This window comes from Rhizobium etli 8C-3 (genome assembly GCF_001908375.1).
Taxonomy (GTDB): domain Bacteria; phylum Pseudomonadota; class Alphaproteobacteria; order Rhizobiales; family Rhizobiaceae; genus Rhizobium; species Rhizobium etli_B.
This window is the reverse complement of sequence record NZ_CP017241.1, coordinates 618,570-639,003: the sequence shown is the minus strand read 5'-3', so window position 1 is coordinate 639,003 and position 20,434 is coordinate 618,570. Positions and strand designations below refer to the sequence as shown.

The following is a 20,434-nucleotide window of genomic DNA, read 5'->3' as shown; positions in this document are numbered from 1 at the left end:
CCAACAAGGCCATGCCGTCCTCGCGCACCGAAGCCGTCCAGGAAGCGCTTCGCCAGGCTATTATCGAACAGAAACTGCAACCTGGCGCACGTCTGCCCGAAGATGCCATCGGGGAGACTTTCGGAACCAGCCGCACCATTGCACGGGAGGCGCTGGGTCGCCTTGCCGTGGAAGGATTGGTTGAATTGAAACCGAACAAGGGCGCTTATGTCGCCAACCCGTCGCTCGAAGAAGGTCGCGATATCTTCATGGTCCGCCGCGGCCTCGAATGCACAGTTACCGGGCTCCTGGCGGGCAAGCTGAAGTCTGCCGAGATCGCGACGCTGACGAAGTTCGTCGACAAGGAGCACGAGGTCTCTGGTGTCGATGAACGCGAGTCGATCCGGCTAGCTGGCGAATTCCACCTGCTGCTCGCCCGCATGACCGGAAATCAGTTGCTGATCCGATATGTGACGGAAGTCGTGTCGCGATGCTCGTTGATCCTTGCCATGTATGGCCGACATCGGCGGATTGTGGCGTCGATGAGCATCGTCAGATCGTCGAAGCGCTCGCCAACGGTGATGCCAATCGTGCCAACGAATTGATGGACAGTCATCTGGATCAGGTGGCGAGTCGCGCCATGCTCGAAGCAAAACCGGAAAGGGATATTCGAGATCTGCTCCCGCCCTACGCTGCCCGAATAAAAGGACACTGAACATGTCGGCAAGCTTTGCTAAAAAACCTGCAAACCGCGGGACGCTTTCGTTCGACTTCACGACACTGAGCGCCCGTGATCGCTACAAACTGATGATCGGCACAATCATCCCGCGGCCCATCGCGCTGGTGACCACGGTGGACGAGAACGGCCGCGTTAACGCCGCACCGTTCAGCTTTTTCAACTGTCTGTCAGCCGACCCACCGATCCTGGCGCTTGGCGTCGAGAACAATCCGGACATGTCGTTCAAGGACACGGGCCACAACATCCGCATGACCGAGGTATTCACGGTCAACATCGTTTCCTTCGCCATAGCCGAGGCCATGCATGTCTGTGGGTCCAAATATCCACGTGGTGTCGATGAGTTGAAGCAGGCTGGCCTGACCGCCATGCCCGGTACGAAAGTCGCATCACCCTGGATCGCTGAAGCGCCCGCGTCGTTCGAATGCCGACGGCATGTGACGCTGGAGCTCGGCAAGTCACGGCAGATCATCATGGGCGAGATCGTCTATGCCCATTATCGCGAGGGGGCCGTGGATGGCCGACTGCATGTGGATCCTGACATGATCGACGCGATAGCCCGGCTCGGGGGCGACACCTGTTCCACGATTCGAGACCGTTTTGAAATGCTCACGCCGAAATTATAGGTCGCGCTACTGTCCGCATTGCGCCCCAACTGCGGACATTGCAGATCACACGCATGACGGCACGACGCCTACCTTAGAGCCGAGTTGGCGCCCTTCCCCGCGTCGCCTCCCTTATGAGGTCATCAAATCGATAACCCGCATGATCGCGACCGCACTGCTCTTGTTCTGGGTGCCTTCTGTCGTATCGGCGTTAGCGCAGGTCCAAACGTCACCCTTCTTGACTGTGAATGTTTTTCCGTTCTGAACAACCGAAAGTTCTCCCTCGGTCATGTGGCAAAGCATGTCGTTCTTCATCACGTTGTCCGGCGTCTTCGCACCGGGTTGGATAACAACATCGCGCAGCTTGACCATTTTATAAGCCGGTATGACCGAAGCCCGCTCACCAAGCGCAACAACTCTGACACCGGGACCGACCTCCTCACCCTCATCGGGCCCGTAAGTCTCGGCGGCTGCTGGTGTCCCCCAAGCGACCAGAGGTGTGGCGGCCATTGTAAGACCGAGTGCGAGTGTGGATCTACGATTGATGGCTTCCATTGCTTCCTCCCTAGTCACTTGTTTCTGAAAAGTAGCCAACCGGTCAGTATTGGGCCGCTGCCCCTCAGAGTCAACGGGGCACATTCTGTCTCGCCCACGCTCGTGGGTCGCGAGACGCTCCGAGAGATCGACAAACCGCCAGGCTCCCGTGCGTCGGCTTCGATTTGATGTCGGGTCTCGGTCAGACCGGCCCTTCAGCTTGCCTCCATCAATGTCGGCAAAGGGTCCGAAAGCGGAAGAGCGCCGCGACCGGATAGCGCCAGCAGCGGTCATGTTCCAAATAGCTGACACGATGGCAAAGCGTTAGGTTCCCAGTCCCAGGTTTTCCGCAGAAAGCACCTTTCTTAGGAAAAATCGCCGAGGCGTACGTTCGTCCCCTTCGAGTTCCCCAAACTGCTCATAACCAAGTTTCAGGTAGAACGGCTTTGCTTGAAAGTCGTAGGTATCTAGGAAGATACCCAGATACCCCCGTTCGCGGGCAATGCGCTCCGCTTCTCCCATTAATTGACGGCCAAGACCCTTTCCTCGGAGTGCCTCAGGCACAACTAAATACTTGACGAATAGCCAATTGAGTTCATCGAACGCGTACAGGCCACCGACGATCTCAGCAGTCTCGGGCTGCCTTAAAACTATACCAAGATGAGGCCATTCCGCTATGGTCGCGGTGTAGTGGCTATTGAAGTCCACCAGTGGTTTCAGGAGGTGGTCAAGCTCGTCTGCAGTTGGCTCGGCCGCGAGAGTTTCTAGGATTGCAATCATCGCGCGAGAATGCGTGAAAGGATGGCGCTTGTCTAGTCGATAGTTGCGGCAGTTCGTCCGCTCCGGGCCGAAGCAGACAAGACGGTTCACCTCGCACCTCGCTCTGTTAAGAGGCTACCTGCCTGTCTTCCGCGAGAGTATGCGCCACGACCGCATTTGCATGACCGTGGCCCATCCCGTGTTCGCTCTTCAGCATACCGACAAGTTCCATGTGCTTCGCAGGATAGTGCTTTCGCACAAGCGCTTGCCAATCACCGATCGGGCGGCCGTATTTCTTCTCAATTGATGGAAAATAGGAAGCAGGTCCTTTGATCTTCTCTGTGGTCATCGCGCGTCATCTCCTTTTCGTGCCGCATCGATCACAGCCACATCGATTTTCCTCATCGTCATCATCGCGTCGAATGCGCGCTTTGCTTGTTCGCCACCTGCTGCAAGCGCGTCCATGAGAATGCGAGGTGTGATCTGCCAGGATACGCCCCACTTGTCCTTGCACCAGCCGCATTCGCTTTCCTGACCGCCATTGCTGACAATGGCGTTCCAATAGCGATCTGTTTCTTCCTGATCCTCGGTGCTGATCTGGAATGAGAAGGCTTCGCTGTGCTTGAATGTGGGGCCGCCGTTCAATCCGATGCACGCGACACCCGCCACCGTGAACTCGACGACCAAGACGTCGCCCTCTTCTCCGTCGGGGTAATTGCCGGGCGCGCGGATGATGGCTCCGAGCGTGCTGTCTGGGAAGGTGTCGGCATAGAAGCGGGCGGCTTCCTCAGCATCCTTGTTGTACCATAGACAAATAGTGTTCTTAGACATCGCGCCGTTCTCCTGATCGTTGTCCTTCAGATCGAGAGCCCGACCTGATGATACGATGACGCACCAGCCGCCCCCGATCCGACATCATGATCACAATCACTGCTCTTTTTTAACGCCTCTCGTCTTGCGGGCCAAATGCCGCCTTGCGCCAAGAGCATGTATAGGCGGGCAGTCTTCAAAAGGGGCGAGCTCTCATTATTATCTCGGGGTGGCCGAGATGAAGGGCGTTGACGGTGTTTCATGCTGTTTGGACGTGTCGCTTACACGCAGTGGCAATCTGCATCATGATCATGACGGAAAGGTTCGGCTTGATCGATCGGTTCCTTCGGACGTGTCGGACCTGGTCCCCGGCGCCTTTACGAATTTGGCCAACCGATCCACCAGAAGGGGCTTGCGAGCTGGCCCCTCACTCGGCCCCTGACCTATGGGCTAAAAGAAGCAGGCTTCGACGTTGTGTGCAGGGCAATCAGGTTGACGCCGCTCTCTCCAGTCATGGGTAATAACACGGACAAGCACGATGCCCGAGGCATGGCTCATATCCTGCGATCGGGTTGCTACAGTCAGGTCCGGGCGCATGTTTGAACAGTCGATCTGAGACCCAAGGCCCTTCGAAGAGTGGGCGACCTCCAAATCGCTTCAGGTAGTAATCGAACCATGGGCCATCGAGCGACACTGGATGGGCCGCAAATATCGGCTCTCCCCCAAGGAGGCTACCCACGCGCAAAAGGCCGAGATCGCGAGCGCTGGGGGCTGGGAGCTTTCAGTTGCGGCGGCCCAAGCCTCCGGATGATCGCGCCAAAATGCCATAGTGAAAGGATCGCGCTTCGCGCCCTCCAAGCCATCCATTACGGCCTCAAACTCATCAAGGATTTCACCAGCTTGGAAACGGCGACCGAACCGAAAGACAGCATGAATGCGTGGCGGGTATCGGCCCGTCAATTTCACAATCAGTGACAATGTACAGGTAGGACATGCGTCTCTCGGTGGCTGATGATGCGGTCAGGTTAGCGCATTACCTGTCCCGTGCATATCAATCTGGCCCGGAGGCGGCCATACCAGTCAGGTCAAAGCAGCCCTGGAGAACGGTCAACCTCACAGGCTGACGAAAGCATCCCGAACAGCCAGCTCAGGCCGGCGTCCATCATCGCTGCGCGCGGCGCCACCGCGCTCAGCTTGAAACGCGGCAGTGGCAAAGGAGCGTTGACCGTCGTTAGGCCAAAGCGTGAGGCGAAAATTGTCGCGAAGCGGCGGGGGATTGCGACCAGCATGTCGCTCTCGCCGGCGATGGCGAGCGCGAACATGAAGTTCGGCACCGTGAGGACGGTCCGCCTTCTGTGCCCGTGCTGTTCGAGCACCGTGTCGACGAAGCCGTGTGGATCGCCGCTCAACGAAACCACTATATGGCGCATTTCGACATAGCGGTCGAGCTTCGCGTCCTGCGCGAAGGGATGACCCGCGCGCATGGCAATGACGAAATCCTCTTCGTAGAGGGTAAGGCAATGAAAGCGCGCCGGAATTTCATCGGCGGGGATGACCGCGATATCCATGCCGCGGGACTCCAGATGGGCAAAGGCGTTGCGCCAGGCCCGCGCCGGTGAGCTCTCGCCCTCCTCCGGCAGCAACTGGCGTATGCTGATTTCGATGTGCGGCGCCGATCTTTTCAATCCGGCAAGGAGCGGAGACAGGAAGACGGCGGAAACACCGTCCGGCGCGCCGAGGGTAAAACGGCGGCTCGACGTTGCCGGCTCAAATGGCTCGGCCGTCGTAATCACACTTCGAACCCTGGCAAGTATCTCGGCAATCGGCGCTGCCAGCTCCATTGCGCGGGCCGTCGCCACCACGCCTTTAGGCGTCTTGACGAAAAGCGGATCGTTGAGCATTCGCCGTAGCCGTCCAAGCCCGTGGCTGACCGCTGATGGCGAAATGTTCAACCGGGCGGCAGCGCGGCCGACATGCCTCTCCTCGATGACCGCTTCGAAAAGCACGAGGAGATTGAGGTCCGCGCGCGATAGATCAATTTCATTCAGCATGTTGCTGAAATCATATCATTGGATTCAGCGGCGGCAAACTGGCATCTCCGAAGCACAGAGGCGCCATCGGCGCTTTTCAGAATTCAGATTCGGAAAGGAAATGTCATGTCACCTTCACGACGATCCCTTCTCACTGCCGGAGCTGGTTCCCTTACCGCACGTGTACGTGACAGCCAGGCGGATGCGGCTGTAGCCGCTCTCGCCCGGATATCGGAGAAGGCCAATGCCGCGTTGATGCGCGGCGATGTCGCCACCTACCGGGCGCTTGTACCGCGTACGCGGGACTTCACGCTGATGTCGCCGTTCGGCGGCACGCCATCGCGGGAGGCTGACATCACCGAAAAAACCTGGGACGACATGAGCCGGTTCTTCCGGAATGGGACGCTGAAACAGGAGATCGTTCAAACCTATGTCGGCACCGACATGATCGTGCTGGCCGTCATCGAGCGCGCTCATGTCGAAGTCGGCGGTCTGCCCGCACAGGATTGGGCGCTGCGCGTGACCCTCGTCTATCGGCGGGCAGGCAGGCAGTGGTTGCTTGCCCATCGCCATGCCGATCCGCTTGGCCATGCCGTTACCTTGCAGCAATCGGCGGCGCTTGCGCGCGGCGTGTAGGGATGCGGCTCCGGAGTGGCCTGGCCGCAACGCATCCCGATGACCGCTCTGCGCCTCTCATCCTCCAAGGAAAACCTACGCCGAGTTCTGACGGCGGTCATTGGGTATCGCACGGATTTTTCCTGTTCGCTATCCGTCAGGATCGGATCACCACATTGGAGGCAGCTTCGGACGATTGCGGTCTAGCGCCTCGGCAGCTTCGCGCCCTCAAGACGGTCGTCAAGGCACCGGGTTTGTCGTTCTGAAAGCTGCCGGTCGGCTACGAAAGCGACAATGCCGCACGTTCCGGCGGCCAGCGTCTTTCCCGCAATAATCGAGTGCTTCCCATCCCATTCACAATACTTTCAGGGCCTCAGGGGAGTTGAGCGAGGATATCGTCGACGACACTCGGGACGGTAGCGGCCGTGTCGATATTGATGCCTACGGGAAGATATTCCCGAGTGTGATGGTAGCGGATTACCAGCGCCCGCTCGGGCGGCTCGAAGCCCGGCTCATTCGGCCGCCCATCTAATCGTCGGTTCAACGTCTCAACGTCGATGTCGAGCACGAAAACCTTATCGAACAGGTCGAGGAATTTGTGGAAATTGCGCGAACCGCCACAAAAGAACGTGGCAGGATGGGTGGTGTCGGCAGCAATAGCTCGGACCTTGTCGACAGGCCAGATCCAGTGCGCGTATCCCCAAGCGATGCGGTCTGCGCCTTCGGGTGGTCCTGCGAGCGCCTGGCCTGTCTCGGGGTCGCCGACATAGGCCAAAACGCGGTCACCATGGACGACATGGTAGCCCCGCCGCTCCAGTTCGGTAGCGACAGACGTTTTTCCAGTGCCGGAACCGCCTTCGATCAGATAGTTCTTGATGCCCATGGGCCCCTTTTATCACGGCCTTCAATCCGGTGAGAAGACACTCTACCTGGGTGTGCTCAGCCAACGAGCTCACCTGATCAAGGTTAGCATTCGGTACGTTTCGATTAAGGGTGAATGTCTGGCGGGAACGCGCCCTACAAGCATTGTTCGAGATTCGACCCCGGGTCTCAAAGTGGCCATTGGCTGCAATGGTATCGAAGACTGGGGAAGCAGCTTTGCCCCGAACGCAAGCTGCGAAGCGGCTTCGATTGATCAGCCATCATTATGTGGTTTCGTGGATATTCGCTGGCCATCTGCAAGGCGTCCCGCATGGCTTCACGTCGGATAACCTAGAAGAAACGCCGGCGCTGGATGATTTGAAGGCTGCCGTTACGTCCTCTGACCAGCGGTATCTCGACTACCTTCGCACGGAGGCCGCGGCCTTCACCTTCACCGATAGCGACAAGGGCTATATGACCCGCGAGGAAATGTTGACCCATGTTGTCTTGAGGCCGATCTGTCGCGAACGTTAGGAAATGTGCGATAGCTCGGCCGGAATGCGCCAACCTCATTTGGATTGTCTCGAGGCTTTCACGGCCGATAAATCCTTCTGCTTTCGACCGCGCATGCTGGGCCTTACCGGAATAGTGCTGCCATACTCCCCCCACCACGCCGCCAAGGCCTCCATGGTCGGGCCGAGGCCACGCGCCTTTTCCGTCATCTCGTATTCGACACGAGGCGGGACTTCCGCGAACACCGTGCGCAGGAGAAGTCCGTCCGCTTCCAGCTCCCGAAGCTGCGCCGATAGCATGTGCTGTGTAATTCCAGGAATCGCCTTGCGGAGTTCCCCGAAACGATGAATCCGCTGGTGGAGCAGCCACATAATCTCCAGCTTCCACTTCCCCGAGAGCATCGCGAAGGCGCGGCGCATCTCGTCCTGCATGCTGAAGTCGTGTCCCTCGTTGGTATGCTTTTTCATACTGACTGTCTCTTATTCATCCTACTTGCGCCATTTCATCTTAACGTTCAAGTTCCCTACAAGCTGCTCTAAGCGGACGCAACGCGCCTTCCGGAAGCACAGTATCAACGCTCGATTTCGCCGGCACCTCCGGCGAGAGGGACGTCCTATGTCTATGACCTACACTTATTGGATCAGCACCGTGCTTCTGTCAGCGCTGTACCTGTCCTCTGCAGCCCTTTACCTGACCAGAAGGGAATTCGTGGCGAAGGCCCAGGCCGATCTGGGCTATCACGTCGCGCACCTTGTCCCATTCATGATCATCGTGAAGATACTTGGGCCGCTTGCGATCCTGACCCGCGTCGGTGTGCCGTTGAGCGATCTCGCCTATGCAGGCATTTTCTACCACTTGATCCTCTCTGGCTTGGCCCATCTCGGCGTGCGCAGCATCAAGGGTGCCATGCCCGCTGCCATCGGCCTCATCTTGGTGGCCACATCCTTCGCGACACAGAACTACGCTCGCGATCTCCCGTCGTCGTACGCGCTTCAAGCTACGGCGCACCAATAAACCTGAAGAATGGAGACTGTCATGAAACGATTGGAAGGCAAAGTTGCGGTTGTCACCGGGGCCGGCCGCGGGATCGGCCGTGCGACTGCCAAGCTCTTTGCCGCCGAAGGCGCCAAAGTGGCCGTGCTGTCGCTCACGCCTGCGAATATCGAAGCTGTCGTGGCGGACATAGAAGCCGCGGGCGGGACCGCGCTGGGTATTGCCACCGATGTCAGTGATGCCGAGGCGATCAAGGCCGCCATCGAGACGGTTGTCATGACCTGGGGCGGCATCGATATTCTGGTGAACAACGCCTTCGACCCCTCCGCAGTGCAATCATCCGTTCTCGACTTGTCGGTCGAGCAACTCCAGCGCAATTTCGATACGGGCCCGATCGCTTTCTTACGCACGATGCAGGCCGCGTATCCTCATCTCAAAGCCAGCGGCGAGGGTCGCGTCATCAACCTCGGCTCCATGGCTGGCGTTACCGGCTTGGTGCCATACGCGCCCTACAACATGGCGAAGGAGGCCGTCCGTGCCCTGACGCGCGTCGCAGCGCGTGAGTGGGGTGCCGACAAGATCACGGTCAACAACGTTCTGCCAGTTGCTGACACCTGGGGCGCGGCTGCCGCCAACATTCCGGCGCCGGCCAACGCGCTTGCTAGATACGGCTCGCCGCAAGACGACATTGCTCCCGTGGTGTTGTTCCTTGCGAGCAAGGATGCACAGTTCATCACGGGGTACAGTCTTACCCCTGACGGCGGAATGATCATCGACGCGGGACGCTGAGAAAGCGGAAAAGCTTGGCGCTCTTGCGTGAGGAGCAGTCTCTTCAAAGTCGGCGGGGCCTCCAGAACCCCGCCAGCTTCTCCTCTCAAAACACGGGCACGGCTCACAATCTAAGCGGCAGCTTCGCGCCACAACGGTCACGGCTTGATCGCGCAACCTGCTCACTCACTCCGCCTTGATGCCTTCTTCGCAACTTCGGCACTAGGAATCAGATTGCGAAGTGCGGCGGCGGTTAGAGCCCGTTGTGGAGCCGTAGGCCCGATTTGATCAAGGTCGGAATTGAGAGGCTCGGCCGCAGCTTGCCAGATGCGTGCAACGGGCTGGCGGGGTTGCTCTGAGTTTTTCGAGTTCTGAATGCGGTTTTCCTCGCGCATTTAGAAATCCCGTTTCTAGGCTCATGCAAATATTAGCTCCTAACCCTCGGTCAGTTCGCGAGTTATCGTCATCCGTGAACGTCAACGATATCGACGCCAATATTGGCGCATCGGTGGATCGTATGGCCTCGTGCACGAGCAACGCCGACAGCAACGATGCGGAAGTGCGGAAGCCCGCCGTCCATTCGGGGCCTTTGACAGCCTGCTCAACTGGGAAGAACACGCATGACTAAATTGATGGTTTCTGTAGCCGGCTATTCTCTGGTCCTTCTGTCAACAACAGTCTCCGCCGCTGCAGAGGGAGATGCAGCCCTGGGGCAGAAAGCGTTTCAGCGCTGTTCCGCCTGTCATTCGACCACCGACCTGAAGAAGGTGGGACCTGGCCTCGGCGGCATAGTTGGGCGTACCGCAGGCACTGTGGAGGGCGTTCGCTATTCGGCGGCCATGAAGGCATCTGGACTGGTGTGGGACGAGGGGACATTGGATCGATTCCTCGCAGCGCCTCGCGATGTCGTGCCGAAGACCACGATGACTGTGAGCGTGCCCAAGCCTGAGGATCGGCAGAATATCATCGCCTACCTGAAGTCCCTGTCCCAGTAGGGGCGAACGGCCGGCCAGGCATGGCATTGGTTGACCGGAATCTCGCCGTGCGGGTGACGCGCCCCGATGGTGATTGTCCGTACGTTCGCCTCGCATTCAGAAGCCGCATTTCTAACCACATGCAGTTTGCGCAATCTAATCCGCTGCCGCGGGCCGGGGTATCTTCGCCCCGAGGACCGTACATTTGACCAGGACACCATGTTCATCTCTGAGGCTCGCTTCGGCAATTGCTGCCCACGCTTTCCTTGGTGACGACTGGTTCCACCGACCACGAGACAAGCCTCCGGCGGAGTAGAGCCGTAGAAACCACAGGAGCATCGACCAGCCATGATTACACTCAATATCAACGGCAGCCAGCACGAGGTCGATGCCGACCCGGAGATGCCCATCCTTTGGGTCCTTCGCGACACGCTCGGCATGACCGGCACCAAATTCGGTTGCGGCGCAGCGCTCTGCGGCGCATGCACGGTGCATCTCGACGGTGAGGCGGTCCGCTCCTGCAGCACACCCCTTTCCGCGGCCGAGGGGGCGAATATCACCACCATCGAAAAGGTGACCGACGGCACGGACCGCGTTGGTGCCGCCGTCCACGCGGCTTGGGTGAAGAACGACGTGGCCCAATGCGGCTACTGTCAGAGCGGTCAGATCATGAGCGCCACGGCGTTCCTCTCGTCCCTGCCAAAGGGCAAGCAGCCGACGGCTGACGAGATCGACGCTGCAATGGAAGGCAATATCTGCCGTTGCGGAACTTACGTCCGTATCCGCGCAGCCATAGCCGAAGCTGCCAGCACTCTCGTCTAAAGGAGACGCTCCGTATGTTGCCGAACCCGAACATGGACTACAGCCAACTGCCGCATGCCCTGCAGCACCTGCTGGAAAGAGGACGCGCCACGATTGTCCCGGCGTTGCCGCGCCGGAGCTTCCTCAAGATGACCGGAGCCCTCGGTTTGGCCGTCGGCGTTTTCCCCCATCTGGCGGCCGCGCAGTCCACAGACCCCGCTGAAGCCGGTTTGAAGCCTACCGAGCAACCCTCTGCATTCGTTCAGATCGCACCGAATGGCGAAGTGACGGTCACGATCAATCGATTGGAGTTCGGCCAGGGCGTGCAGACAGCGTTGCCGATGATACTGGCCGAAGAGCTCGATGCCGACTGGAGCTTGGTGCGCAGCCAGCTCGGCACCAATGACGCCGCCTACGTCGATCCGCTCTTCGGCATGCATCTCACCGGCGGCTCGAACACGATCAAGAACAGCTTTACGCAGTATCGCGAACTCGGTGCCCGCGTCCGCGCCATGCTCCTTGCTGCTGCCGCGGCCCGCTGGAACGTGGAGGCTGCCACACTGCGGACCGAGACGGGCTCGGTGCTCGCCTCCGATGGCCGCAAGCTCGGTTACGGAGAGCTCGCCGAGGCAGCCATGTCCCTGCCGGTGCCCCAAAAGATTGCTCTCAAAGATCCAAAGGATTTCCGCATTATCGGCAAGCCAACTCAGCGTCTCGACGCGAAAGCCAAGAGCAGCGGCCAGCAAAGTTTTGGCATCGATTTCAAGCTGCCGGGACAATTGACGGCGGTTGTCGCTCGCCCACCGGTGTTCGGCGCGAAGATCGCCTCCCTGGATGACAGTGCAGCACGTTCGATAAAGGGCGTGAGAGCTGTTTTGCGTATTCCGTTGGACCGTGGTGCCGAGGGCGTGACCGTTATCGCCGACGGATACTGGCAGGCCAGCCAGGGTCGTGATGCACTGAAGGTAGAATGGGACACATCGGTCGTTGAGAAGGTCGATAGCGAAAAGCAGCTTGCCCAGTTTCGCGAAATGGCCACCAAACCCGGCCCCCTCCATTTCGACGCGGATATGGCACCGCTGGAGACAGCACCGCTCACCTTGGATGCCGAGTTCGTATTCCCGTACCTCGCTCATGCGGCAATGGAGCCGCTGAACTGTACGGTGCGGCTTTCCGACAATCGTGCCGAAATATGGATGGGAAGCCAAAGTGCCGGGCTCGATGCAGGTGTTGCCGCGAACGTGCTCGACCTCAAGCCGGATCAGGTCGTGGTAAACGTGCTGACATCCGGTGGGGGCTTTGGCCGACGCTTCTCGAGCAGCAGCGACACGGCGATGGAAGCCTGTCAGATAGCCAAGGCCGCCAGAGCGGCAGGGATCGACGCACCGGTGCGCATGCTCTGGAGCCGCGAGGACGATATGAAGGGTGGCTACTATCGCCCAACGCACCTTCATCGTGCGCGCATCGGATTTGACAAGCAGGGCAACGTGCTCGCCTGGGATCATACCATCGTCGGCCAGTCCATATTGACGGGAACGGTGTTCGAGCAATTCCAGGTGAAGAACGGCATCGATGCCGCCACGACCGAGGGGATGCGCAACCCTTACCCTCTTCCCATGCGTCTGACCGTACATCATCCCGTTGCCAACGTGCCCGTTCTCTGGTGGCGCAGCGTTGGCTCCACCCATACGGCTTTCGTGATGGAGACCTTGCTTGACGATATAGCGCGAGCCACCGACCAGGACCCGGTCGCTTACCGCATGAACATGTTTGGCGAGGAGCACGTTCGTCATCGCGATGCGCTTCAGCTCGCCGTGGACAAAAGCGGCTATGGAACCAAGACCTTGGCGGAAGGCAGGGCCTGGGGCGTGGCCGTGCATGAATCCTTTTCGTCCGTGGTGGCCTACGTGGTGGAAGCCTCCGTCGTCGATGGACAGCCGAAGCTGCATCGGGTTACCGCCGGAGTTCACTGCAATCTGGCTATCAACCCCCGGTCAGTGGAAGCACAGGTGCAGGGGGCGGCCATCATGGGCCTTTCAGCCTGCCTTGCGGGCTCTGAAATCACGCTCAAGGATGGTGTTGTGGAGCAAAGCAACTTCAGCGAATACACGGTGGCAAGGATCACTGACGTGCCGGAGTTCGACGTCCACATTGTACCAAGCGCCGAAGCCCCGACAGGCATGGGCGAACCGGGCCTGCCGCCTTTGGCCCCGGCATTCGCCAATGCCATCTCGCGCCTGACAGGCAAGCCGGTGCGGCAGATGCCTTTTAGTCTTGCCTAGACCAACACATGATGAGCTGATCTGGTCCCCCGCGCCGCAAAGCGAACAGCGCGCGCACGGGACCAGACGCATCGCACCACGCCTGCCTTAGCCTTTAAAACGAAGCGCTTCGACGAACAGAGCAAACGCTGCCGTATGCTGACGTCTGCTCGGATAGTAGAGGTGATAGCCAGGGAATGGCGGGCACCATTCTTCCAGGACTCGAATCAGTCGGCCGTCTGCGATATGTTTCGAGACCTGATCTTCGAAAGTGTAGGCAAGCGCGAGCCCGTCCAAGGCGGCGGCTTCCAGCATGAGACCATCATTCAGAATGAGTGGTCCATTCATTCTGACTTGGAGTTCTTCTCCGTCGCGATCGAACTCCCAAGCGTACAATCCGCCTCCGGTCATCTGTCGGTAGCTGACACCCCGGTGTTCCCCGAGTTCGCGCGGCGTTTGCGGGATGTTATGGTTGGCGAAGTAGGATGGCGACCCGACGACGGCCATGCGCAGGTCCGGACCGATCCTGACGGCCACCATGTCTTTCTGGACCTGCTCGCCAACGCGGATGCCCGCGTCGAACCGGTCAGCCACAATATCGGTGAGGCCCTCATCGAGGATGATTTCCATTTCGATATCCGGATATTCCGCCAGGAACTTGGTGACGACGGGCCAGAGCACGCTTGTGGCGGCATATCGAAACGTCGTGACGCGGATCCTACCCGCCGGCTTATCCCGAAGTGCGGTGACGGCTGCGATCTCGCTTTCGATGTGATCGAACGCTGGACGGAGGTTTCGCAACATGCGTTGCCCGGCATCCGTCAGCGATAGACTTCGGGTGGTGCGGGAGATCAGCCGCACCCCCAGCTTCTGCTCCAGCATTCTGACCGAGTAGCTGACAGCGGATTGGGAAAGCCCGAGCTTGGCAGCGGCGCGCGTGAAACTGCCAGCCTCGGCAACGGCAATGAAGGCTGCAAGTTCGCTGAAATCACCATGACGCATTTATCAATTCCATTTCTGACTTCATGCAGATTGTAGCGCCTGATCAATGTTTGTCATCAAACTCCACGGGGCTCATGGCATCTTGATCCAGAAATTCTTCTCGCCTCATTACAGTCAACGTGACGACGCATGGGGCGTCACGTTCGAAAACCGGATGCGGTTCCCGCTCGCCGTGGTCCGCGAAGTAAAGCGGGTGATCGCAGCGCATGCGGAGCGACCGTTCCTTCTGGGTTATCGGGTTTCGACCGCCTGCATGCTTGAGGTGTCTGAAGATGCGGCCCAAGGCATTGATCCCAGCGGCAGGGTTGCTCCAGCTATGGCCGCCGCCACCACAAAACCGCCTCCGATGTTTGGCAGGACGATCCTGCGGCCGCAGACTCTCGGTAGGGAACCTTCCGGCGAAATAGGCATCAAATGAATCCCGAAAGGAGCATACCGATGCCAGCTTTACAGAATGTTTCTCTTCCTGCCGTCGCCGAAGAGGAAGCACGCCTCGTTCGCCGTGCGGCCGGCGGCGAGGTGGAGGCCATCCGGCAGATCATCAGGGCCAACAACCAGCGCCTCTACCGGCTCGTGCGCGCGGTGGTGCGCAGTAATTCGGATGCCGAAGATGTGTTGCAGGAGGCTTATCTGCGCGCGTTCGCCAGCCTCGACACTTTTCAAGGAGATTCCTTGCTGTCGACCTGGCTGTCACGCATTGCGCTCAATTCAGCCTTGATGAGGCTTCGGGCACAGAAGCGGTTGAAACGCGCCGGCAGCGAGATCGGGCGATCGGAAGCGGAGATCGTCCAGTTTCCGCTTGCCTCTCCGGCCGCCGATCCGGAGCGCGTCACTGCACAGCGACAGCTTCTTCACCTCGTCGAGGAGGCGACCGATGCGCTTCCTGAAACCTTTCGCCTTGTCTTCGTCGCCCGCGCCATCGAGGGCCTGAGCGTCGAGGAGACAGCGGCGCTGCTGGAGATACCCGCGGCAACGGTGAAGACGCGGCTCCACCGCGCTCGCAAGCTCATCCGCACCCAACTCGAGGCAAAAATCGGACCCGTGCTCATCGACGCCTTCCCCTTTGCCGGCGCGCGCTGCGACCGGTTGACGGGCGCCGTTGTCGCGAGACTTGGATTACCACAATAACGGGAACCTCCGCGGCGGGCCGGCATCTAATGCTGCGTCAACCGTAACAGGCGCCGGCCAACCGCGGCGCCAAGGAGACTCCGATGAAAACCCTGATTGCCGCGCTCGGCGCAGCCTGCCTTGCCCTCACCGCCCCTCTTGCGACAGCGGCCGACAAGCCGACTGATCCGCAGATCGCCCATATCGCCTACAGTGCCGGCGTCATCGACGTGGAAGCCGCCAAGCTCGCCCTCTCGAAGACGACGAATCCGGACGTTAAATCCTTCGCCGAGTCGATGCAGAAGGACCACGAGACCGTCAACGAGATGGCACTGGTACTCGTTAAGAAGCTGAACGTGACACCGGAGGATAACGCCACCAGCCAGACGCTTGCCAAGGCGGCTGAGGGGAAGCGCGCCGAACTCAGCAAGCTCGATGGCGCCGCCTTCGACAGGGCTTATATCGAGAGCGAAGTTGCCTACCATAAGCAGGTCAATGGCGCGCTCGAAACCCTGCTCATCCCCTCGACACAGAATGCTGAACTGAAAAGTCTGCTGGAAACCGGACTGAAACTTTTCCAGGGCCATCAGCAGCATGCCGAGCATGTCGCCGCAGGCCTGAAATGACGGCTGGCCTTCTCAACCGCCGGCAGCTTCTCGTGACGGGCGCCGCGGTGCTCACGGGCAGCGCGCTTGCCCGCGCCCACAACGGCACGGTCCATGTCGTGATCGAGAAACTTGCCTTCCTGCCCGCCGACATCGAGGTCAATGCCGGCGAGATCATCGAATGGATCAATAAGGATCCCTTCGCCCACACTGCTACCGTCGAGGGCGGCTGGGAGGTCCTTATCCCGCCCGGTAAAGTGGCAAGCCATCTCGTCGCTGCAAGTGACACTGTCGACTACTACTGCCGATTTCATCCGAATATGAAGGGGCGAATAAAAATCGTACAATGAATCGAGGCCGTTGGGGCCGATAGCTATCCTGCGGTCTGATGCCACCAGCGGCGGACCACTCAGGACCGCCCCTCAAATTGGTCAATGAGGTCGCCCCGATCGCGGTGAAACGCCTAAAGCAGCATGAAACATTCTTTCTCCAGCCAATCGAACCAGCGACACGCGGATTTTCAAACTACCACTGTGCATGCCGAGCGGCTTACTCCCCGCTGGAGCAGAGCCTTCCAATGGTCTTTTGGGAGGGCACGCGTTGATGCGTCTGGTCAGGCGCGGTCTCCGTGCGGGCTATGGCCCAATTAGACAAGCGGATTATGACGTCAAGCGTTGGAAGTTGATAGGGATTGGGGCGCTTGCCGTCATCGGAATCGGCTCAATGGCGATGGGCTGACCATTGCGGATGCTATGGAAGGATCGAGGCGATCATTTGGGGCGCTAGGAATGGCGCTCCGCGCAGCCGTGCAACGGTTTTTGCACATTACAGGAGGCTGCGTCGCGCGATCCGGGCGGGGCTGGTGCTATCAAGAGGCATTGAAGACTTGATCCGACTGCCGTTCAGTGCAGCGCTAGGGGACCGTTAAGATCAACCAAAAGAAGTATGAAGGAAACCTAGAAGCAACCAAGAGTGAACTAAAGGGGATAGTTTATTAGTCTCTGCTAACTGACATAATGTCACAAAATGGCGAATCAGCTAGAATGCGGCTTTAATGTCGGCTGAAGCTCAAGATAGGCGCGGCGATGAGATACGAAATTGAACGGGAAAACAACGGAACCTACCGTATCATAGATCATCGAAGAAGCGATCAGGTCGCGGTCTGGGAGGACGCAGTTCAAGTTCGCTTATCGATTGGCCTTGCAAGTGCCATGGCTGGATACATGAACGCGAAGGACCGGCACGACACGGCTTACGGTCCCAAATCCTGAACGCGCTTCGGCTCCCATAGGCAAGCTCTCACTGACATAGTGTCAAAAATGACGCGGCGATTGGCTGGCGATTGCCCGCTAGATGTTCCGTCGGCGTCATTCTGGCGCGTTCATTAGGTGCAGCTGACCATCTATCTTAGCGCCATGGGAGGGAAGGCCAAGGGGTTAAGGAATGACAGACATAGCCGACACTCAAAGGGCAAGCGCTGGCGTAACGCTCCGGGCGGATTGGATCGGCGTCCTATCCATTCTATTCGTCGTGGCATTCATCGGCCTAGCGATCGCTGGATATGGCAAGAGCGAGCCGGGTGACGGTAACGCGCTCCTATCGGTCGCACCGAAGGCGCACATAATGGCTCCCTAATATGGATTGGGAATTGCCAATTGAGAGGCTGATAGGGCTGGCTTGGCTTACCCTATGTGGCACTTGCATATTCATAGCGGCAAAGAAGCACGCTCAAGGCCATACGCTTGAGATGTGGGGAATGATCTTTGTCGCGCTCGTCATGGCTATTATGTTCGCCGAAGTGATCGGTCGGAATTAGCACACCGGTCAGCGATACACACTTTTTGCGCCGTGACGTCTGCCCGTTGCGGTGGGTGTTAGGGTTTAGTACTGCTCATCCATGTATAAGAATTTTGTCGCCATATCGCTAGGGTAATGCGGAGGAGCATGCTTGGGAAGGCAAAGCGGAAGACGACTTCCGGGCGAAGGAACGGAGGCCGACCCCGGCGATTTCGCCAACAAACCCAATGAGCGGCAGGCAGGGACAGCGATCCTCCGCCCGCTATGACTGTGAATAGGACCTAAAGCACCAAGGAGAGAGCGTTTTTTAAGGCCGAAAATGATAAGGGCCTTCGCCTCATCCAGAGACATTCCTGCATACGGTGCAGTTGTCTTGTTGTGCCGAAAATGTTGCGCTTGGTTTCTGACTCTTTCGGCTTGGCTTCTCTGAATACCGTATTTTGCCAAGCCGGAGACCTTGCCCAGCGCTTCATATGCTTTGTAGAGGTCATGCCAATTATCGAGCTTTGCCGTGTGTCCCACGCCAACATCGATGACTGGCATGGAACTAAAATGCTCAATCGCGTCGATCACCGATCGCGGAGCTGTTGATGCTTTTGCCAAAGCCGCCTGAACAGCAGAAGGAGATTCCTGGTCGGGATAAGTCTCTATGAACGGCAGTCGCTTACCGCGATGCATCATGAAATCTCGCCCTCGTCATTGCGCTCCTGGACGAATTCACCAATTGTGAGTGGCTCAATGCCTTGAAAGTGCATGTCCATGAAGGCGCTCAGCAGACGTACGAACGGGATAGCAATTTGGAGCACCTGACCTGCATCAATGCACCCGTCGAATTCTTTTGAATGCAGGATATACTTTTGTTCACCGTTGCAGTTGACGGTTTCGATGTAGGGGTCATGGGGCGGATAAAGGACTTGGCACCACGCGCTTGCGGCGAAACCCTTGAGCTCAATTGCAAAAGTCGACACGAATCTCTCCTGACCGAATAACTCTGCCCTTCCGACCATAGCGGCAGGTCACCGAAAAGGCATATAGGAGCGCAGGAACGCAAGGGGGCGGGTGAAACTTGAGAGGCAGCGTGATCACGGGACCCGCGCCCCCCTCACGCGCGGAATTTTTTTGCCCAGGAAAAACAGCGGCTCTAACGCTTATCTGCGCCGTCCCTCGTCGGCCAATCATGATCGAGGATTTTCTCGTTTGCCATGTCCTGCAATACCTTTGGGTAGATGGACAGAGTGGCAATGGCCCAGATGGTCAGAGAAAATCCGGCGTTAAGGCCGAACCCGTACAGACCGCCCGTAACGACGCCACTGCTCGCAGCTGACAGGAGCAAAGCCTTTGTTGAACCCTTCATCTCAAACCCCCTCCATTGAGAATTCGAATGATAAAGACGGCCCCCCTTGAAGTCGAATAGCGATATCGGATTACAACTTTCCAGCGGGGGAAGCGGCCGAGAGGAAAATGCGCTGTAGCCTGGGCCTCTGGCCGAAAAGCGATTATTTTTCCACTGTGATGAGAAAATCAACACGATCAAAAGGCCGACCGGCGCATGAGCCCTCGACAATGGCGCGGCGCTTCGTCGAAGCGATGGCCCGCTCTGGCGTATCCGGCACACAAGCCAATAGCCTTGGTCACCGAGGACGCGGTGAGCGCGGCGCAATTCATCGGCGGCATTCATCTGCCGCTCGGCGATCGGATCGCGGGCCTTGCCTCCGTCGACATTACTCCCGGCCGTAATCAATGGCGGAGGCGCCTTTCCCTCCCATGGCTTCCCACAACGCGCGGAACTTGCTGGCGGCGGCGACTTGCGCGGCATCGATCTTATTGCGGGAGGCGAGCATGGTGATCGCGCTTTCCCGGATGTTCACGACCGCCGGGATGTGCTTCGGGTTGGTCGCATCACCGGCATGGGCGCGGCTAAAGAAGGGATTGTCAACGGTGACGGCTCGCAGGGTGCGGTGCGGATCGGCTCGGGCTTTCTTTTGGAGGGCGCGGGCATGTCGCGGAGAAGGCCAGAAAGCCTATTGCCGGAAAAGAGAGGTAACGGTTGGGTTTAGGTGAGTTTATATGTCGCGCGCATGTCAAGTGGAGCTGCCGGGAGCGTATGACAATCGTTGAAAATAAAGGGAAATTTATTGCAACATATGCAACATGAAATCAGCGACCAAGGGGAACAGGGAGGCCGATAAAGCACTGTTTTCTTTAGATTATTAATGGTGCCCAGAGCCGGAATCGAACCAGCGACACGCGGATTTTCAATCCGCTGCTCTACCAACTGAGCTATCTGGGCATCCATGCTTCGCAGAACATTCTTCTGTGCAAGAAGTGCAGGGCCTTGGTTCGCCCCGGAAGCGAGCGGGGTTATAGCATCTTGTCCGGCCATGGCAAGCATCAAATGGCAGTTTTTTGCCAGCCGGGGATATTTTGCGGATTCACAAGCAAATTGAAGGGGTTCGCTGTGGATCTCGCACTACTCTTCGTCGTCGTAGTCCGCCTTCTTCTCGTCTTCGGCAACCGGAATGGCATAGGCGCCGTTCAGCCAGCGGGAGAGGTCGGCCTCGCGACAGCGGTTCGAACAGAAAGGGTAGTGGTCGCGGTGGGAGGGCTTGCCGCATTCCGGACAAGGGCGCGTCTTGCGCAGCGGTGCGACCTTGGCGTTGCTTTTCTCTTCGGGCATGGTGATC

General features: G+C 58.5%; 24 protein-coding genes, 1 tRNA gene and 3 pseudogenes. 15 read left to right on the top strand and 13 right to left on the bottom strand.

Annotation, left to right across the window (positions count from 1 at the left end; all coding sequences use genetic code 11):
• Nucleotides 1–11: 11 nt before the first annotated feature.
• Together AM571_RS03275 and AM571_RS03270 are read left to right on the top strand one after the other, a co-directional pair.
• Nucleotides 12–694 (top strand): annotated as a pseudogene (locus AM571_RS03275) (GntR family transcriptional regulator).
• 2 nt (nt 695–696) lie between these two features.
• Complete coding sequence (locus AM571_RS03270) at nt 697–1,341, top strand: flavin reductase family protein (RefSeq protein ID WP_074060164.1); 645 nt, start codon at nt 697–699, stop codon at nt 1,339–1,341.
• A 111-nt stretch (nt 1,342–1,452) separates the two neighbouring features.
• Here AM571_RS03270 and AM571_RS03265 read toward each other — a convergent pair whose 3' ends face one another.
• From AM571_RS03265 to AM571_RS03245, 5 genes are all read right to left on the bottom strand, one after another.
• Nucleotides 1,453–1,875 (bottom strand): cupin domain-containing protein, encoded by a 423-nt coding sequence (locus AM571_RS03265; RefSeq protein WP_074063051.1) that lies wholly within the window; start codon nt 1,873–1,875, stop codon nt 1,453–1,455.
• 303 nt (nt 1,876–2,178) lie between these two features.
• Nucleotides 2,179–2,724: a GNAT family N-acetyltransferase gene (locus AM571_RS03260; RefSeq protein ID WP_237358526.1), complete on the bottom strand. Its 546-nt coding sequence runs from the start codon at nt 2,722–2,724 to the stop codon at nt 2,179–2,181.
• A 16-nt stretch (nt 2,725–2,740) separates the two neighbouring features.
• The gene (locus AM571_RS03255) at nt 2,741–2,962 is read right to left on the bottom strand and encodes a DUF4287 domain-containing protein (protein ID WP_074060162.1); all 222 of its coding nucleotides are present in this window, start codon (nt 2,960–2,962) and stop codon (nt 2,741–2,743) included.
• Nucleotides 2,959–3,444, bottom strand: a complete 486-nt coding sequence (locus AM571_RS03250; RefSeq protein ID WP_074060161.1) for a VOC family protein — start codon at nt 3,442–3,444, stop codon at nt 2,959–2,961. The genes AM571_RS03255 and AM571_RS03250 overlap by 4 nt, the downstream gene beginning before the upstream one ends.
• A gap of 1,064 nt (nt 3,445–4,508) precedes the next feature.
• A complete protein-coding gene (locus tag AM571_RS03245) occupies nt 4,509–5,474 on the bottom strand; it encodes a LysR family transcriptional regulator (protein WP_074060160.1) in 966 nt (321 codons plus the stop codon).
• Nucleotides 5,475–5,579: 105 nt separating this feature from the next.
• Here AM571_RS03245 and AM571_RS03240 point away from each other — a divergent pair, with 105 nt between their 5' ends.
• Nucleotides 5,580–6,089, top strand: a complete 510-nt coding sequence (locus tag AM571_RS03240; protein WP_074060159.1) for a YybH family protein — start codon at nt 5,580–5,582, stop codon at nt 6,087–6,089.
• Between the two features lie 352 nt (nt 6,090–6,441).
• Here AM571_RS03240 and AM571_RS03235 read toward each other — a convergent pair whose 3' ends face one another.
• Nucleotides 6,442–6,951 (bottom strand): nucleoside kinase, encoded by a 510-nt coding sequence (locus tag AM571_RS03235; protein ID WP_074060158.1) that lies wholly within the window; start codon nt 6,949–6,951, stop codon nt 6,442–6,444.
• A 215-nt stretch (nt 6,952–7,166) separates the two neighbouring features.
• Between AM571_RS03235 and AM571_RS03230 the strand changes: the two genes are divergently transcribed.
• Complete coding sequence (locus AM571_RS03230) at nt 7,167–7,463, top strand: DinB family protein (protein WP_237358525.1); 297 nt, start codon at nt 7,167–7,169, stop codon at nt 7,461–7,463.
• Between the two features lie 35 nt (nt 7,464–7,498).
• On the opposite strand, the gene AM571_RS03225 is transcribed toward AM571_RS03230, so the two are convergent.
• Entirely contained in the window at nt 7,499–7,909 is a 411-nt protein-coding gene (locus AM571_RS03225; protein WP_074060157.1) for a winged helix-turn-helix transcriptional regulator, read from the bottom strand.
• 148 nt (nt 7,910–8,057) lie between these two features.
• On the opposite strand from AM571_RS03225, the gene AM571_RS03220 reads away from it, so the two are divergent.
• From AM571_RS03220 to AM571_RS03200, 5 genes are all read left to right on the top strand, one after another.
• Entirely contained in the window at nt 8,058–8,456 is a 399-nt protein-coding gene (locus tag AM571_RS03220; protein ID WP_074060156.1) for a DoxX family protein, read from the top strand.
• Nucleotides 8,457–8,477: 21 nt separating this feature from the next.
• Nucleotides 8,478–9,224 carry an SDR family NAD(P)-dependent oxidoreductase gene (locus AM571_RS03215; RefSeq protein ID WP_074060155.1) on the top strand — a complete coding sequence of 249 codons (747 nt, stop codon included), beginning with the start codon at nt 8,478–8,480 and terminating at the stop codon, nt 9,222–9,224.
• A 599-nt stretch (nt 9,225–9,823) separates the two neighbouring features.
• Nucleotides 9,824–10,198, top strand: a complete 375-nt coding sequence (locus AM571_RS03210) for a c-type cytochrome (protein ID WP_074060154.1) — start codon at nt 9,824–9,826, stop codon at nt 10,196–10,198.
• Between the two features lie 327 nt (nt 10,199–10,525).
• Nucleotides 10,526–10,999, top strand: coding sequence for a (2Fe-2S)-binding protein (locus tag AM571_RS03205; protein WP_074060153.1), 474 nt, complete (start codon nt 10,526–10,528; stop codon nt 10,997–10,999).
• Nucleotides 11,000–11,013: 14 nt separating this feature from the next.
• Nucleotides 11,014–13,260 (top strand): xanthine dehydrogenase family protein molybdopterin-binding subunit, encoded by a 2,247-nt coding sequence (locus AM571_RS03200; RefSeq protein WP_074060152.1) that lies wholly within the window; start codon nt 11,014–11,016, stop codon nt 13,258–13,260.
• Nucleotides 13,261–13,347: 87 nt separating this feature from the next.
• Here AM571_RS03200 and AM571_RS03195 read toward each other — a convergent pair whose 3' ends face one another.
• Nucleotides 13,348–14,241, bottom strand: coding sequence for a LysR family transcriptional regulator (locus tag AM571_RS03195; protein WP_074060151.1), 894 nt, complete (start codon nt 14,239–14,241; stop codon nt 13,348–13,350).
• 55 nt (nt 14,242–14,296) lie between these two features.
• Here AM571_RS03195 and AM571_RS37235 point away from each other — a divergent pair.
• From AM571_RS37235 to AM571_RS03160, 6 genes and pseudogenes are all read left to right on the top strand, one after another.
• Nucleotides 14,297–14,485, top strand: a pseudogene (locus AM571_RS37235) (NADH:flavin oxidoreductase); the annotation flags it as partial.
• A gap of 194 nt (nt 14,486–14,679) precedes the next feature.
• A complete protein-coding gene (locus tag AM571_RS03185; RefSeq protein WP_155774406.1) occupies nt 14,680–15,369 on the top strand; it encodes an RNA polymerase sigma factor in 690 nt (229 codons plus the stop codon).
• 83 nt (nt 15,370–15,452) lie between these two features.
• Nucleotides 15,453–15,974: a DUF4142 domain-containing protein gene (locus AM571_RS03180; protein WP_074060149.1), complete on the top strand. Its 522-nt coding sequence runs from the start codon at nt 15,453–15,455 to the stop codon at nt 15,972–15,974.
• Nucleotides 15,971–16,303 carry a cupredoxin domain-containing protein gene (locus tag AM571_RS03175; protein ID WP_081377021.1) on the top strand — a complete coding sequence of 111 codons (333 nt, stop codon included), beginning with the start codon at nt 15,971–15,973 and terminating at the stop codon, nt 16,301–16,303. Before AM571_RS03180 ends, AM571_RS03175 begins: the two co-directional genes overlap by 4 nt.
• Nucleotides 16,304–16,490: 187 nt before the next feature.
• A complete protein-coding gene (locus tag AM571_RS37230) occupies nt 16,491–16,691 on the top strand; it encodes a DUF1515 family protein (protein WP_081377020.1) in 201 nt (66 codons plus the stop codon).
• Between the two features lie 705 nt (nt 16,692–17,396).
• Nucleotides 17,397–17,588, top strand: a complete 192-nt coding sequence (locus AM571_RS03160) for a hypothetical protein (protein WP_074060147.1) — start codon at nt 17,397–17,399, stop codon at nt 17,586–17,588.
• Nucleotides 17,589–17,834: 246 nt separating this feature from the next.
• On the opposite strand, the gene AM571_RS03150 is transcribed toward AM571_RS03160, so the two are convergent.
• The 5 genes and pseudogenes from AM571_RS03150 to yacG form a co-directional block, all read right to left on the bottom strand.
• Nucleotides 17,835–18,431: a hypothetical protein gene (locus tag AM571_RS03150; protein ID WP_074060145.1), complete on the bottom strand. Its 597-nt coding sequence runs from the start codon at nt 18,429–18,431 to the stop codon at nt 17,835–17,837.
• On the bottom strand, nt 18,428–18,718 hold the full coding sequence (locus AM571_RS03145) for a hypothetical protein (protein WP_074060144.1): 291 nt from the start codon (nt 18,716–18,718) through the stop codon (nt 18,428–18,430). The genes AM571_RS03150 and AM571_RS03145 overlap by 4 nt, the downstream gene beginning before the upstream one ends.
• Before the next feature lie 614 nt (nt 18,719–19,332).
• Nucleotides 19,333–19,702, bottom strand: a pseudogene (locus tag AM571_RS37225) (hypothetical protein); the annotation flags it as partial.
• Nucleotides 19,703–19,964: 262 nt separating this feature from the next.
• A tRNA-Phe gene (locus tag AM571_RS03135) sits at nt 19,965–20,040 on the bottom strand.
• A gap of 180 nt (nt 20,041–20,220) precedes the next feature.
• Nucleotides 20,221–20,427 carry a DNA gyrase inhibitor YacG gene (gene yacG, locus AM571_RS03130; protein ID WP_074060142.1) on the bottom strand — a complete coding sequence of 69 codons (207 nt, stop codon included), beginning with the start codon at nt 20,425–20,427 and terminating at the stop codon, nt 20,221–20,223.
• Nucleotides 20,428–20,434: the final 7 nt, after the last annotated feature.

Excerpts from the sequence above, each read along its gene's own strand:
- AM571_RS03235 (WP_074060158.1), bottom strand. The coding sequence starts at position 6,951 with ATGGGCATCAAGAACTATCTGATCGAAGGCGGTTCCGGCACTGGAAAA.
- AM571_RS03150 (WP_074060145.1), bottom strand. The coding sequence starts at position 18,431 with ATGATGCATCGCGGTAAGCGACTGCCGTTCATAGAGACTTATCCCGAC.
- AM571_RS03255 (WP_074060162.1), bottom strand. The coding sequence starts at position 2,962 with ATGACCACAGAGAAGATCAAAGGACCTGCTTCCTATTTTCCATCAATT.
- AM571_RS03205 (WP_074060153.1), top strand. The coding sequence starts at position 10,526 with ATGATTACACTCAATATCAACGGCAGCCAGCACGAGGTCGATGCCGAC.
- AM571_RS03265 (WP_074063051.1), bottom strand. The coding sequence starts at position 1,875 with ATGGAAGCCATCAATCGTAGATCCACACTCGCACTCGGTCTTACAATG.
- yacG (WP_074060142.1), bottom strand. The coding sequence starts at position 20,427 with ATGCCCGAAGAGAAAAGCAACGCCAAGGTCGCACCGCTGCGCAAGACG.
- AM571_RS03180 (WP_074060149.1), top strand. The coding sequence starts at position 15,453 with ATGAAAACCCTGATTGCCGCGCTCGGCGCAGCCTGCCTTGCCCTCACC.
- AM571_RS03245 (WP_074060160.1), bottom strand. The coding sequence starts at position 5,474 with ATGCTGAATGAAATTGATCTATCGCGCGCGGACCTCAATCTCCTCGTG.
- AM571_RS03220 (WP_074060156.1), top strand. The coding sequence starts at position 8,058 with ATGTCTATGACCTACACTTATTGGATCAGCACCGTGCTTCTGTCAGCG.
- AM571_RS03160 (WP_074060147.1), top strand. The coding sequence starts at position 17,397 with ATGACAGACATAGCCGACACTCAAAGGGCAAGCGCTGGCGTAACGCTC.
- AM571_RS03185 (WP_155774406.1), top strand. The coding sequence starts at position 14,680 with ATGCCAGCTTTACAGAATGTTTCTCTTCCTGCCGTCGCCGAAGAGGAA.
- AM571_RS37230 (WP_081377020.1), top strand. The coding sequence starts at position 16,491 with ATGCCGAGCGGCTTACTCCCCGCTGGAGCAGAGCCTTCCAATGGTCTT.
- AM571_RS03240 (WP_074060159.1), top strand. The coding sequence starts at position 5,580 with ATGTCACCTTCACGACGATCCCTTCTCACTGCCGGAGCTGGTTCCCTT.
- AM571_RS03175 (WP_081377021.1), top strand. The coding sequence starts at position 15,971 with ATGACGGCTGGCCTTCTCAACCGCCGGCAGCTTCTCGTGACGGGCGCC.
- AM571_RS03250 (WP_074060161.1), bottom strand. The coding sequence starts at position 3,444 with ATGTCTAAGAACACTATTTGTCTATGGTACAACAAGGATGCTGAGGAA.
- AM571_RS03270 (WP_074060164.1), top strand. The coding sequence starts at position 697 with ATGTCGGCAAGCTTTGCTAAAAAACCTGCAAACCGCGGGACGCTTTCG.
- AM571_RS03200 (WP_074060152.1), top strand. The coding sequence starts at position 11,014 with ATGTTGCCGAACCCGAACATGGACTACAGCCAACTGCCGCATGCCCTG.
- AM571_RS03225 (WP_074060157.1), bottom strand. The coding sequence starts at position 7,909 with ATGAAAAAGCATACCAACGAGGGACACGACTTCAGCATGCAGGACGAG.
- AM571_RS03195 (WP_074060151.1), bottom strand. The coding sequence starts at position 14,241 with ATGCGTCATGGTGATTTCAGCGAACTTGCAGCCTTCATTGCCGTTGCC.
- AM571_RS03215 (WP_074060155.1), top strand. The coding sequence starts at position 8,478 with ATGAAACGATTGGAAGGCAAAGTTGCGGTTGTCACCGGGGCCGGCCGC.
- AM571_RS03210 (WP_074060154.1), top strand. The coding sequence starts at position 9,824 with ATGACTAAATTGATGGTTTCTGTAGCCGGCTATTCTCTGGTCCTTCTG.